The organism is Celeribacter ethanolicus (assembly GCF_002407265.1).
GTDB classification, from domain to species: domain Bacteria; phylum Pseudomonadota; class Alphaproteobacteria; order Rhodobacterales; family Rhodobacteraceae; genus Celeribacter; species Celeribacter ethanolicus.
The window spans coordinates 64,096-76,098 of record NZ_CP022196.1; the positions used below are offsets into that span (position 1 = coordinate 64,096).

General features: G+C 61.2%; 14 protein-coding genes and 1 tRNA gene. 6 read left to right on the forward strand and 9 right to left on the reverse strand.

From position 1 onward, the window contains the following. Positions 1–115 precede the first annotated feature (115 nt). On the reverse strand, positions 116–1,285 hold the full coding sequence (carA, locus tag CEW89_RS00290; protein ID WP_096804475.1) for a glutamine-hydrolyzing carbamoyl-phosphate synthase small subunit: 1,170 nt from the start codon (positions 1,283–1,285) through the stop codon (positions 116–118). Between the two features lie 199 nt (positions 1,286–1,484). On the opposite strand from carA, the gene CEW89_RS00295 reads away from it, so the two are divergent. Continuing rightward, entirely contained in the window at positions 1,485–1,943 is a 459-nt protein-coding gene (locus CEW89_RS00295; RefSeq protein ID WP_066705454.1) for a GatB/YqeY domain-containing protein, read from the forward strand. An 86-nt stretch (positions 1,944–2,029) separates the two neighbouring features. Here CEW89_RS00295 and CEW89_RS00300 read toward each other — a convergent pair whose 3' ends face one another. Then, positions 2,030–2,554 (reverse strand): DUF2244 domain-containing protein, encoded by a 525-nt coding sequence (locus CEW89_RS00300; RefSeq protein ID WP_096804476.1) that lies wholly within the window; start codon positions 2,552–2,554, stop codon positions 2,030–2,032. Between the two features lie 7 nt (positions 2,555–2,561). Here CEW89_RS00300 and CEW89_RS00305 point away from each other — a divergent pair, with 7 nt between their 5' ends. From CEW89_RS00305 to CEW89_RS00315, 3 genes are read left to right on the forward strand one after another with little or no spacing between them, the layout of a single operon-like run. After that, complete coding sequence (locus CEW89_RS00305) at positions 2,562–2,909, forward strand: hypothetical protein (RefSeq protein WP_096804477.1); 348 nt, start codon at positions 2,562–2,564, stop codon at positions 2,907–2,909. Continuing rightward, positions 2,890–3,135, forward strand: a complete 246-nt coding sequence (locus CEW89_RS00310) for a hypothetical protein (RefSeq protein ID WP_157779717.1) — start codon at positions 2,890–2,892, stop codon at positions 3,133–3,135. Before CEW89_RS00305 ends, CEW89_RS00310 begins: the two co-directional genes overlap by 20 nt. Positions 3,136–3,155: 20 nt before the next feature. After that, entirely contained in the window at positions 3,156–3,350 is a 195-nt protein-coding gene (locus CEW89_RS00315) for a hypothetical protein (RefSeq protein ID WP_096804479.1), read from the forward strand. Here the strand turns inward: CEW89_RS00315 and CEW89_RS00320 are convergent. The 6 genes from CEW89_RS00320 to lipB all read right to left on the reverse strand — a co-directional run bounded on the left by CEW89_RS00320 (position 3,347) and on the right by lipB (position 9,979). Continuing rightward, positions 3,347–3,796 (reverse strand): hypothetical protein, encoded by a 450-nt coding sequence (locus tag CEW89_RS00320; protein ID WP_096804480.1) that lies wholly within the window; start codon positions 3,794–3,796, stop codon positions 3,347–3,349. The two genes, CEW89_RS00315 and CEW89_RS00320, sit on opposite strands and share 4 nt — an antisense overlap. Before the next feature lie 164 nt (positions 3,797–3,960). Then, a complete protein-coding gene (gene ctaD, locus CEW89_RS00325; protein ID WP_066705432.1) occupies positions 3,961–5,652 on the reverse strand; it encodes a cytochrome c oxidase subunit I in 1,692 nt (563 codons plus the stop codon). Positions 5,653–5,909: 257 nt separating this feature from the next. Beyond that, on the reverse strand, positions 5,910–6,551 hold the full coding sequence (locus tag CEW89_RS00330; RefSeq protein ID WP_096804481.1) for a hypothetical protein: 642 nt from the start codon (positions 6,549–6,551) through the stop codon (positions 5,910–5,912). A gap of 239 nt (positions 6,552–6,790) precedes the next feature. After that, positions 6,791–7,300 carry a c-type cytochrome gene (locus tag CEW89_RS00335; RefSeq protein WP_244906121.1) on the reverse strand — a complete coding sequence of 170 codons (510 nt, stop codon included), beginning with the start codon at positions 7,298–7,300 and terminating at the stop codon, positions 6,791–6,793. A 172-nt stretch (positions 7,301–7,472) separates the two neighbouring features. Continuing rightward, on the reverse strand, positions 7,473–9,152 hold the full coding sequence (locus CEW89_RS00340) for a hypothetical protein (RefSeq protein ID WP_096804482.1): 1,680 nt from the start codon (positions 9,150–9,152) through the stop codon (positions 7,473–7,475). A gap of 104 nt (positions 9,153–9,256) precedes the next feature. After that, positions 9,257–9,979 (reverse strand): lipoyl(octanoyl) transferase LipB, encoded by a 723-nt coding sequence (gene lipB, locus CEW89_RS00345; RefSeq protein ID WP_274377274.1) that lies wholly within the window; start codon positions 9,977–9,979, stop codon positions 9,257–9,259. A 125-nt stretch (positions 9,980–10,104) separates the two neighbouring features. Between lipB and CEW89_RS00350 the strand changes: the two genes are divergently transcribed. After that, positions 10,105–11,424, forward strand: a complete 1,320-nt coding sequence (locus CEW89_RS00350; protein WP_244906122.1) for a peptidoglycan-binding domain-containing protein — start codon at positions 10,105–10,107, stop codon at positions 11,422–11,424. 146 nt (positions 11,425–11,570) lie between these two features. Further along, a tRNA-Leu gene (locus tag CEW89_RS00355) sits at positions 11,571–11,657 on the forward strand. 49 nt (positions 11,658–11,706) lie between these two features. Here CEW89_RS00355 and CEW89_RS00360 read toward each other — a convergent pair. Beyond that, positions 11,707–11,979, reverse strand: a complete 273-nt coding sequence (locus CEW89_RS00360; protein ID WP_096804483.1) for a hypothetical protein — start codon at positions 11,977–11,979, stop codon at positions 11,707–11,709. Between the last annotated feature and the right edge of the window lie 24 nt (positions 11,980–12,003).

Below are 12,003 nucleotides of genomic sequence, written 5' to 3' on the forward strand. Positions count from 1 at the left end.
ACAAGGGGTTAACCACGTCTTTAAAACGGGTAAATCAACCGCTCGCGTCACAAAAAAGGCGGGGAGCTCCCCGCCTTTTGCATCCTCTTGTGCCCTGTTCTGCGCTCTGTCGCGCTCAGGCCGGAGCGCCTGCGCGCTCGGCCATGGCGGCCGCGAAGCGTTCGAACAGGTAGTAGCTGTCCATCGGGCCGGGGGAGGCCTCCGGGTGGTATTGCACGGAGAACACCGGTTTTCCCTCGACCGCAATGCCGCAGTTCGAGCCGTCGAACAGCGAGACATGGGTTTCCTTGACACCGGCGGGCAGGGTCTGGGTATCGACGGTAAAGCCGTGGTTCATCGAGGTGATTTCCACCTTGCCGGTGTCGAGATCCTTCACCGGGTGGTTGGCGCCGTGGTGGCCGTGGTTCATCTTGATCGTCTTGGCGCCGAGCGCGAGCGCGAGCATCTGGTGACCGAGGCAAATCCCGAAGACCGGCAGATCGCGCTCCAGCACGCCCTTGATCATCGGCACGGCATATGCGCCGGTCGCCGCCGGGTCGCCCGGACCGTTTGAAAGGAACACGCCATCGGGATCATGCGCCAGAACCTCTTCGGCCGTGGCGGCGGCCGGAAGGACGGTCACATCGCAGCCCGCCGAGGCGAGGCAGCGCAGGATGTTGCGTTTCGCACCGAAATCGACGGCCACGACCTTGAAGCCCTTGCCTTCACGCTTCGGAAAACCGTCCGGCCAGGACCAGCGCATCTCGTCCCATTTGTAGCTCTGCGCACAGGTCACGTCCTTGGCCAGATCGAGCCCGACAAGGCCGGAGAACTCGCGCGCCTGTTTCACCAGAGCCTCGATGTCGAAATTGCCTTCCGGGTCGTGCGCGATGGCGACATGCGGCGCGCCCTGCTGGCGGATCGCGCGGGTCAGGCGACGAGTGTCGATTCCGCCCATGCCGATGCGACCGTGCCTGGCAAGCCAGGGGCCAAGCTCGTCCTGCGCACGCCAGTTAGAGGGCTCGGTCGGGTCCCATTTCACGATCATGCCGGCGGCCACCGGATCGGCGGTCTCCTCGTCTTCGCTGTTCACGCCGACGTTGCCGATGTGCGGGAAGGTGAAGGTCACGACCTGCCCGGCATAGGAAGGATCGGTCATGATTTCCTGATAACCGGTCATCGCGGTGTTGAAGCACAGTTCGGCGGTGGTGGTGCCCGTCGCGCCGAAACCCTTCCCATAGAAGATGGTTCCGTCGGCCAGGGCCAGACAAGCGGTTGGTTTTCCGGTGGTTTGACCAGATGCCATGACACGACTCTCCTATATGGGCAAAATTGGCCGGAACCTAAGGAAAGGCATCTCCGGCGTCAAGCGCAGCCGGACGGGTTTTTCCGGCATTTCTGCGACGCAGCGTTTTCAGGATGTTATCGCTCTCATCGGTGGTTGAGAATGTGTTGGGCTTTCGCTATGTTGACCACTTGCGATGTCATCAGGGGATGAGGCCCATATGGATATGCGAAGCCGGCTAAGCGCCGCACTGAAAACGGCGATGAAGGAAAAGGACAGCGAGCGCCTCGCGACGCTGCGCCTGATCAACGCCGCCATCAAGGACCGCGAGATCGCCAATCGCGGCGAGGGCGACGATGTGGCTGTCACCGACAGCGATATTCTCGCCATCCTCGGCAAAATGGTGAAACAGCGCCAGGAAAGCGCCAAGGCCTTTGAAGAGGGCGGGCGTCTTGAACTGGCCGAAAAGGAGCGCTCCGAGATCACCGTGATCGAGGAATTCCTGCCGCGTCAGCTCTCCGAGGTTGAGGTCAAGGCCGCAATCGAGGCGGTGATCAATGAGACCGGGGCCGAGAGCATCCGTGACATGGGCAAGGTCATGGGCGCGCTCAAGGCGAAATACACCGGTCAGATGGATTTCGGTGCCGTCGGTGCGCTGATCAAGGCGCAGCTGAGCTGAGCTGTCCTTTCGGATTGAATGAATTGAGAGCCGCCCGGTCGTTTTGATCCGGGTGGCTTTTGAGTATTTGGGCCATCAGAAAAGCCTCAGCGATTGAGCTGTGCCAGCACGCGCGTGAGGTTCCCATGCAGGACCTTGCGCTCTTCGGGGCTGAGAAAGGCGCCGAGTTCGACCTCGCGATGGTCCCCTGCGCCCTTGAGTGTAATGTAATTTTCGACCTTGCCGTCTTCGGTATTGAGCGAGACGCGGACCCAATAGGGATTGGCCTCCCATGTGAGCGGCGCGCCCTTTTCCGGCCAGTGGGTGAGGGTGACGCGGTCGGTCCAGATCAGCATTTCCTCGTGTAGCCGGTCGCGGTCCGAGCGCCGAAGTGCTGTCCAGAGCGCGGTCAGGGCGATCAGCATGAAACCCAGCAGCACCCAGAAAGCCATGGTGCCGATGAATGGTACGATGGGAATGAGACCGCCGCCGAACATGATCCAGATCGCGGCGGAAAAGCCTTTGCCCTTCAGACTGCGATAGGGCCAGAGTTCGAGCCGCCAGAGCGGCGTGCCGGTCTCGGGGGAGCCGGTCGGAACGGTGTCATGGGGCGGGGTCCAGAGGTAGGGCATATGCGTGATGAGGGTGCGTTTTTATCAGTGTAAAACCTTTGTGCATGTCTTTGAAGCACGCGATGCGATAGCATGGCGCCATGCCGAACGATCTTTCCGACTGGCCTCCCTAAGCTCTGACCTTGATCTGGCCGAACGGCTTTATGGTGTCGAAGGCGAGGGGCGTGTGGCCGACTGGATTGCGGAGCAAGGTGCGCGGATCGACGGTTTGGCCTTCGCACGGCTGTTTTCCGATCATATCACCCTGCCGGGGATCGCCCTCTCGACTATGCGCATCGCCTTGTCACGTCGGGCGGGGTCGGTTGATCGGCGGCATCCGGTTTTACGCACAGGATGTGACACGGCCTTTCGTTGAGGTGATTGCACATGATTTCTCGGATCTGAACGAGCTGGCGGAGGTGGTGGCCGGGGAATGGTGCGGCTTTCATCCGGGCGCGATGCGGCTGCGGCAAAGCACCGGCGCGCCTCTGGGGGCGAGGTGGATCGACACCAGCCTCTATGCCGGGCGTATGAGCGAGATGGCGCGTGACCCGCAAGTCGATCTCTGCCTTTCGAACTCCCGGAAGACGCGCTTGCGCTGATCCGTGCCCGGTTCGCCCGCATGGCGCAGCATCAGCCCGGATTGTGCCGCAATGTCTCGCCGCTTGAGGAGGACGAACTGGCCCGGCGGCTCGGCACGGATTGCGATCGGCTGATGATCGGAACCATCGACGGGCAGAACATCGCTTCGCGCAAAACTGCCGTGCGGTCGGGGCGCAGGACGGTGCTGGATTACGTATTTCAGGGTTTGCCTTAAAGTGTGACGCATTGAGCGGCGGAGGTATCGTCGAACGCCCGTCCGCGCGGCACCAGATCGCCGATGCGGGTTCCGTCGAATTCGTAATAGGCCTTGACCCGTTGCTCGGGGGCTGCATAGGCGCCTATGGCGGTGTGTTCGAGTACCGCGACGAAGCTTGTGGTTTCGTCTGTGCCGAAGAATCGCGTTACCCGTTCGGCTTCCCGACTGGTCCATTTCGCGCGCACGATGCGCTCGATCTCTTCGGCCAGTGCGTCGATGCGGGCGGGGTCGGGGGGATGATTTTCGAACAGGGGCTCGGGGCAGGCGATCAGCATCGCCACCCGGGTCTCGCGCACCCGGGCGTCAAAGATCTTCGAGAATTGTGGTACGTGCCAGCGGTCGGAAATCTCCGTCGCGCGGGGCAGCTCGCCGCTGTCTCTGGGTTTGAAGAAAAAGGTCAACATGGGTGCTCCTGCTCATCCCTGTTGTCAGGCTAACGCGGGATTGGGCACAAACCGTGGCTGGGACAGGGCGGAGCGTGTCTTATGTCTTAACTGGTTAACGTGGGCTTGAGGCCAACATGAAAAAGGCCCCCGGTCGGGGGGCCTTTCGAGTTGGTGTAGTCCGCTCAGTGCGAATGCTGGTGATCCCAGTCTTCGCGCTTGGGGAGCTGTTCGAACGTATGCTCCGGCGGTGGGCAGGGCAGGGTCCATTCCAGCGTATCGGCATATTCGTTCCAATAGTTGTTTTCGGTCACACGACGCCCGGCCAGAAGCGTGTAGGCGACGATGCCGATGAACAACAGGAAGGAGGCGAAGGACAAAAGCGCACCATAGGACGAGATCTTGTTCCAATAGGCAAAGGCCTCCGGATAGTCGATATAGCGGCGCGGCATGCCTTGGCGGCCGAGGAAATGCTGCGGGAAGAAGGTCAGGTTCACGCCGATGAAGAACAGCCAGAAGTGAATCTTGCCCGCAAGCTCCGGGTATTGCCGACCGGACATCTTGCCGATGTAGAAATAGATCCCGGCAAAGATACAGAAGGCCGCGCCCATCGACATCGTGTAGTGGAAATGCGCCACCACGTAATAGGTGTCATGATAGGCCCGGTCGACCCCCGCCTGAGACAGCACGACGCCAGTCACGCCGCCGATGGTGAAGAGGATCAGGAAGCCGAAGGCAAATAGCATCGGCGTCTTGAATTCGATGGACCCGCCCCACATGGTCGCGATCCAGGAGAAAATCTTCACCCCCGTCGGCACCGCAATGACCATGGTGGCCATCATGAAATAGGTCTGCTGCGAGAGCGACAGCCCGACCGTATACATGTGGTGCGCCCAGACGACGAAGCCCAGAACCCCGATCGCGATCAGCGCCCAGACCATCGGCAGATAGCCGAAGACCGGTTTTTTCGAGAAGGTCGCGATGATGTGGGAGATCAGGCCGAAACCGGGCAGCACTACGATATAGACCTCCGGATGCCCGAAGAACCAGAGGATGTGCTGGTAGAGGATCGGGTCCCCGCCGCCTGCGGGCTGGAAGAACGATGTGCCGAAATTGCGGTCGGTCAGAAGCATGGTGATCGCGCCCGCCAGAACCGGCAGGGACAGGAGGATCAGCCAGGAGGTGACGAAAATCGACCAGGCGAAAAGCGGCACCTTGAACATGGTCATCCCCGGGGCGCGCATGTTCAACATGGTGGTGATCATGTTGATCGCGCCGAGGATCGACGAAGCGCCGGAAACGTGCACCGCAAAGATCGCCAGATCGGTGGAATAGCCCGCTTCCGAGGTCGAAAGCGGCGGGTAGAGCACCCAGCCGATGCCGGAACCGGCCTGATTGTTGCCGCCGGGGGCAAACAGGGACGCGATGCCGAGCGCCACGCCGCAGACATAGAGCCAGTAGGACAGGTTGTTGAGGCGCGGGAAGGCCATGTCCGGCGCGCCGATCTGGAGCGGCATGAAGTAATTGCCGAAGCCTCCGAACAGGGCCGGAATGACCACGAAGAACATCATCAGCACACCGTGATAGGTGATCATCACGTTCCACAAATGACCATTCGGTGCGCAGTCTTCCGCCCCGAAACCGGACAATAGCCGTGCGGCGGCCTCACCGGATTCGTTGAGGCACATGAACTGTACCCCCGGCTCCATCAGCTCGAGCCGCATGTAAACGGTGAAACAGACCGAAATGAACCCGACCACGGCCGCCGTGATCAGGTAGAGAATCCCGATATCCTTATGATTTGTCGACAAGAACCAGCGGGTGAAGAACCCGCGGCTGTCCTCATGGCCGTGGCCATGAATGGCGGCGTCTGCCATGCTTTCCTCCCTATTCCTCCTCGGGGTTGCCCCCTGGACGTGCGTCCGCGCCGTCCTGCCTGCCCCGTTTTCGGGGTCTGTGCGACAGATTGACACATACAGTCTTAGAGAGGAACAATCCCGAGAGCAAATTTTTTGCGCAATGTGACAGAGAAAATATCTGCTGAGACATATGCGGCTGTAAAATATGCGCATTTCTGGATGCGCGGGGGCGCCCACGTTTCTGTCGGGGGCGCCTGAGGCTTGATCGGGACGGTTCAGATCAGAATATCCGTGACGGTGTCGAGAACCCCGCCGACGACGCCTCCCAGAAGACCGCCCAACAGATCGCCGCCGAGCAAATCGCTGACCAAGGGAATCTCGATGCTCTCGAGCACATCGTTGCCATCTGGCCATTGGAAGCTGTCGTAATCCTGCTGAAGTCCTTCGGCGAATTCCTCGGCTTCCTGCGTGAATGCTTCAATATCCTCCTCGGTCAGGTCGTAGCCGACCAGATCCTTGAGAGTGAGATTGGTGATGTAATCCGCACCGGCGATCAACAGGGTGCTGTTGAGCAGGCTGCCCGCAGTGCCGGTCCCGACCAGCCACCCGTTCGCGCCGCCTGCGGGTGCGCTCACAGCCGGATCGTTCATGGCACTCAGTGTCACGGGCACCTCCTCCTCGTAGAGCAGTGCGAAGGGGTCTTCGAGCGGGTTTTCCGTCAAAGGTTCTATCGTCGGCTCTATACGTTCGTCGGCGAGGGGCATCGGTTCGTCAAGAATGTCCGCCGCGGCGGTTTCTGTGGCGGGCGCAACCGGTTCCGTTGCGAGTGTGGCCTGTTGCAAGGCCGCCACGAGGCTTTCAGTCAGTGGGTCTGTCAGGCGGGGAAATGAGCTGGGGAGGCTGAAGAAGCTAAGCATGATGTCTCTTGTCTTTTCTTGGGGAAGGTCTTGGGAGAAATAGTGGCAAACCTATACAAAAGAACAAGTCGAAAGGGTGTGTTTCGTGGCGGGCCACACAAAGATTTTCAGTATGACTGTTTTGGGTGACTCGAGAAGTCTGATCGTTTTTTTGAATGATAATGCGTGGATAGGGACGTCGGTCATAAAAAAGCGCCGCCCTAAAGGGGACGGCGCCTGATCTGACCTCGAAATGCGGCTTATTCGGAGGCGGGGGCCTCTTCGGCGGGCATTTCTTCCATGGCTTCGCCACTTTCCTCTTCCGTAGCTTCCATTGCTTCCGGAGCGTCGGAGAAGGTGGCGAGATAGGCCACGACGTCGGAGGCGTCTTTCAGCTTGAACGTCATCTTGGAGCGCCCGGAACCGCCATGGGTGTCGATGAACTTGGTCGGGTCGACGGCATATTCGGTGATCAGTTCCGGGGTCCAGACCATGCCGGTCGCGCCCACGGCAAGAATGCCGTCGCCATATTTGAAGTCGGGGTAGGAGGCGACGGGGCGCCCGACGACGCCGAAGAGGTTCGGACCGGTCTTGCCGCCCTTGACGATGGTTTCACCCGAATCCGACACGATCGTGTGGCAGGCCTTGCATTTGTTGAAGTCCTTGGCGCCTTTGTCCGGGTCGCCATGGCCATGCCCGTGGCCATCGGCAAACGCGGCGGCGGAGGTTGCCAACAGGGCGGCGGCTGTGAAGGCAAAAAGCTTGGTCATTCGGTTCTCTCTCCCGTGTGATTCATGTGTCCCGGTCTCAGCATAGTGACTTCGGATCGTGATACCAGCCCGCGATGGTCGTACTTTGATCATGCTCAAATGCGGGGTGCGACCTGAAGTTGACCTGTGGTGTGTCCGGCTCTCGGCAGATTATGCGCGCATCCCTCCCGGATCAGTCCTGCGGCATCTTGCCTGTTGTCTGATGCCAGTAAAAGCCCGCCCTTATCAGATCGCCATGGTCCCGTGACGCGAGTGCGGCCTCTGCAAGACGGCTCAAGGCCTGCCGTTCGATGTCCTGATCGCCCAACTGGGCGCCGAGGCGCGCCAGCGTGGCGTAGATGACCCCCGCGCGCGCTTCGTCAAACCGCTTCGCCTCAAGCAGGTCGTGTGCGGTTGCGCGCGCCCAGGTCCGCATGAGTTCAGTGTCTGAGCGGCTCAGCAGCCTCTGCGCAAGTTGCGCACGCAGATAGGCCTGTCCGTCATCGGGCAAGATATTCTCCGATGCGGCCAGAAGATCGTTCAGAGCGTCGAGAGGAATATCAGCGCTCAGCATGTCATTCCATGCGAATACAGGCTGGTCGATCCCTTCCATGATATGAACCGCTTCGGAAACATCGCCCAGCCGTGCTTGCATGGTGGCGATGTCGCGACGGGCCTCAGACGCGAGCCCCGATTTCCCCCAGCGATACGCGCCGCCGATGGCGCCGACCGCCACGACCTTGTTCGGGTTTCCGGGAATCGCCGCCTCAGCGCGTGCCAGACTGGCGCGGACCTCTGCCTCGGGGGCCTTTGCGCTCAGAAGGGCGCGGGCGGCAGTGAGGTGCGGAAAGACCGGCAGCGCGGAGGGCGCCGTTTGTGCCTGTTCCGCGAGGGCGCGCGCGAGCCGGAGCGACAACGCGTCCAGCCCGAGCGCCGCCGCGCGCTCCACAGTGTTTTCCATGCCTCGAAAATCGGGGAAAATCTTTTGGGCCTGAAACTCGGAAAATGCCTGTTCCAGAACCTTCGTGGCGCGGGTCCCGTCGGTTTCCGCCTCGGCAATGGCCAGCAGGAAGGACGTGCGTTGCCCTCCGGCATCGCGGTACATCCTCAGGGCCTCGGGGGCGCCGATGATCCGGATCAGATCTTCGCTCATGATCAGGAGAGGATTTTCCATGTTTTGGGGCAGGGCCGCGAGCACTGCCATGGCGCGGTCACGTTGGCCGAGTGCGGCGTGCAGTTCTGCGGCATGGATCAGCGCGTTCGCGCGGGGCTTTTCCGGTTGTTGCGCCAGCGTCGCGATGGTGGCGGCGATCTCGGAAACGACAGCTCGCGTGCGGTCGGCGGGGCGCTCTTCGGGGGCCGTATTTGTGTCGTAGGGGTGACGACCGAGCAGATCGAGCGCGCCGATATACAAGACGCCGGTGTCGACGCCGGGCGTGTCCGCCATTGCTGCCTGCAGATTTCCGCCACCGCGCAGAGCGGCGGCCAAAAGATGCGGGGCGAGCCTGCGGTTGACCGAGGCCTCAATCGTCTCCGGCGGGATTTCCTGCGCGCGTTGCTTCCCGCTTTCCACGCGCATTGCCAAAGCGCGTGCCTCCTCGAACCGGCCCATCTGGGCCAGTATATCGACTTCGCGCAGATATCCTGGCAAAGATCGGCGGTGCATAGCCTGAGCGACTCCGAGATCGGTGAGGCACTGGGCGGAGGGCACGCGGCGACAGGCGGCGAAGGAGGTTTTATCGTGCCGGGATGGCTCGGTTTGGGGCAGATGGGGCTGGGACAGATGACGGGGCGGGGCGGAGGTCAGCAGGAGCAGGGCGATGACACCCGCCAGAGCGCCTGCCGTCAGATATCTGAAAATCGCCCTGAACAAGGAAGGCCCGTCCTGAAATCTTCTGGAAATATGGACTTTCCTAACACGCCTTTGCGCAGTTCGGCAAACCTGTCGCGGGGCTTCTCACAGAGCGACCGTCGAGATCAGTCGCCGAACACCTCGTCAAAGGCACGCCTGAGTGCAATGTCAACGTCCTCCATCGTCACCGGCAGGCCGAGATCGACCAGCGACGTCACGCCATGGTCGCGGATGCCGCAGGGCACGATGCCGCCGAAATGGCTGAGATCCGGCTCGACATTGATCGACAGGCCATGGAACGACACCCATTTGCGCACCCGCAAACCGATGGCGGCGATCTTGTCTTCAGGTTTGGCGCCGGTGATGGTCAGCGGCTTGTCCTCGCGCACCACCCAGACGCCGACGCGGCCCTCGCGGATCTCGCCCGTCACGTTGAACTCGGCCAGCGCCGCGATCACCCAAGCCTCCATATCGGCGACGAATTTGCGCACATCCTTGCCACGCGTGTTCAGGTCGAGCATGGCATAGGCCACACGCTGCCCCGGCCCGTGATAGGTATACTGCCCGCCGCGTTTGCTCTCATAGACCGGGAAGCGGTCGGGATCGACAAGGTCCTCGCGCTTGGCGGAGGTGCCCGCTGTATAAAGCGGGGGGTGCTCCACCAGCCAGATCAGCTCCTCGGCCTCTCCCCTGGCGATGGCCTCGGCGCGGGCCTCCATTTCGGCCACGGCAAAGTCGTAATCGGTCAGCCCCTCGGAAATCCGCCATTCCACCATATCATGCCTCCGCGCGTTCGATCTCTGGCGAGATGTAGCCCTTGCCGCGTGCGGGGGAAAGGGCGTTGGCACTGCGGCATGCGCCCAAAGAAGATGCAAAGCACCTGTCTTTTACCTTTGCAGGAAAAAAATCCTACGAATCTCACGATCGCGTGATAGGCTTTTCCCAGTTTTTTTATATGTAACGGGGGAATCCGATGCGATTCAAACATGTCATTTCCGCAGCTCTGGCCGCCGTCCTGGTGATGGGGACCACGTCACGAGTTCAGGCCGATGGCGGCGATTTTATCGCCGGGGCCGTGATCGGCGGGTTGCTTGGCGCTGCCAGCCAGCAACCGAAGCGCAAAACCACCACCACCTCGTCCTACCGGCCGCGCCTGCCCTCGACGCAGGAGGGCAAGGAAATCCAGGCCTCCCTCAATTATTTCGGCTTCAACGCCGGCACGGTGGACGGTCAGCTCGGGCAAAAGACCCGCAATGCCGTGTCGTCCTATCAGGCCTATCTCGGCTATCCGGTGACCGGCCAGCTCTCGCCCTACGAGCAGGAACTGCTGATTTCGTCCTATAACAGGGCGCAGGCCGGGGGGGCACAGACGGCCCAGCTCGTTGCCGCCAACCCGGATGGCACGCGTGGTCTTCTTAAGCAGTATCGCACCGAGATGGCCAGTGGCGGTGCGACCATGGCAGCCGCACCGACGACCACCGTCGTGGTCAACCCGGTGATGCCGCAGACCATGCCCGGCACGACGGCGCAGCAGGGCACGATGCCGAGCTTTGCCGCCGCCGCTCCGGCCGCTCCGGAAAGCGCGATGCCCAATTTTCTCGGCAATGGTGCGACCGTGTCGCTGGCATCGCATTGCAATAAGGTCTCTCTGCTGACCAACACCAACGGCGGGTTCGTGACCGAAGCGTCGATGTCCGATCCCAACCAGGCGCTCAACGAACAGTTCTGCCTTGCGCGCACCTATGCGATTTCGCAGGGCGAAGACATGATCTCGAAGGTTCAGGGCTTCACCCCGCAGCAGATCGCCGCCCAATGCGAGGGGCTGGTGCCCTCGATGTCGACACAGATCGCGGCGCTGTCGCTCAAGCCGCGCGATCAGGTTCTGATGGACACGTCCTCCTTCGTGTTGGCGTCCGGCATGTCTCCGGCACAGATGTCGGGCACGGCGAAAATCTGTCTCTCCGTTGGTTATCGCACCGACAAGATGGATGTGGCGCTGGCTTCCTCGCTGCTTCTGGTGGCGCTGGGCGAGCGTGCCTATGGCGAGCTTCTGGGCCATCACCTGAGCCAGGGCGTCGGTGTCAGTCAGCGTCCCGATTTGGCGAAGGCCTGGTATGAGGACAGCCTGACCGCCGTTGAAAGCGGTGTGCCTGCGGTGTTTGCTCCGGGGCAGCCGGAACGCACCGGGCTGTTGCGCAAGGCGGCCTTCGCGGTGTCTGGCGCTCCGGCTCCCGCCACGCTGACGCCGGTTCCGGCCAGCACCACGTTGCCGAGTTTTTCGGTTACGGAATGAGCCTTTGACGAGGCCGGGCAGGGGGGCAGACCTCCCTGTCACAACAGCTTTCGGGGGAGGCGGAAAAAAATTCGCCTCCCCCTTCATTTTCCTCTTCACTTCCCCGAACCGCTTCGCTACATAGCCCCTCACCAAGCCTAGACAGTGCGGTCGTGGCGGAATTGGTAGACGCGCAGCGTTGAGGTCGCTGTGGGGTAACTCCCGTGGAAGTTCGAGTCTTCTCGACCGCACCACTCTTCTTTTGAAGGTTATAAACACCCCCAAAAGCCTTAAATTGTAAGGCTATTTCCGGGGTTCTGGCACCCAGTTTTCGATCATAGACAACGCGCTCTGCAAAGGCCAATTTCGCCACCAGTCTGCGCGCGTGGTATGACCCGTTTCCCAGAGTTTCCAAGGGTTTGCGAAGAAGGTCAGGACTGGTTCTAGCTTGTCTTCGAAGCTGTCCGGTTTTTGCGGCTGAGAATGCAGCGTTTCAGCCACCAAAGCCTTTTGCTGTTCCAGTTCTTCGATCTTGGTTTCATAGCTCTGAAACACGATGTGATTGCTCGCCGCCATGATGCGGTCCAGCAGCGTGGCGAT

Coding starts and splice junctions, on each gene's coding strand:
- carA (WP_096804475.1), bottom strand. CDS start 1,285: ATGGCATCTGGTCAAACCACCGGAAAACCAACCGCTTGTCTGGCCCTG.
- CEW89_RS00295 (WP_066705454.1), top strand. CDS start 1,485: ATGGATATGCGAAGCCGGCTAAGCGCCGCACTGAAAACGGCGATGAAG.
- CEW89_RS00300 (WP_096804476.1), bottom strand. CDS start 2,554: ATGCCCTACCTCTGGACCCCGCCCCATGACACCGTTCCGACCGGCTCC.
- CEW89_RS00305 (WP_096804477.1), top strand. CDS start 2,562: ATGAGGGTGCGTTTTTATCAGTGTAAAACCTTTGTGCATGTCTTTGAA.
- CEW89_RS00315 (WP_096804479.1), top strand. CDS start 3,156: ATGGCGCAGCATCAGCCCGGATTGTGCCGCAATGTCTCGCCGCTTGAG.
- CEW89_RS00320 (WP_096804480.1), bottom strand. CDS start 3,796: ATGTTGACCTTTTTCTTCAAACCCAGAGACAGCGGCGAGCTGCCCCGC.
- ctaD (WP_066705432.1), bottom strand. CDS start 5,652: ATGGCAGACGCCGCCATTCATGGCCACGGCCATGAGGACAGCCGCGGG.
- CEW89_RS00330 (WP_096804481.1), bottom strand. CDS start 6,551: ATGCTTAGCTTCTTCAGCCTCCCCAGCTCATTTCCCCGCCTGACAGAC.
- CEW89_RS00335 (WP_244906121.1), bottom strand. CDS start 7,300: ATGACCAAGCTTTTTGCCTTCACAGCCGCCGCCCTGTTGGCAACCTCC.
- CEW89_RS00350 (WP_244906122.1), top strand. CDS start 10,105: ATGCGATTCAAACATGTCATTTCCGCAGCTCTGGCCGCCGTCCTGGTG.
- CEW89_RS00360 (WP_096804483.1), bottom strand. CDS start 11,979: ATGGCGGCGAGCAATCACATCGTGTTTCAGAGCTATGAAACCAAGATC.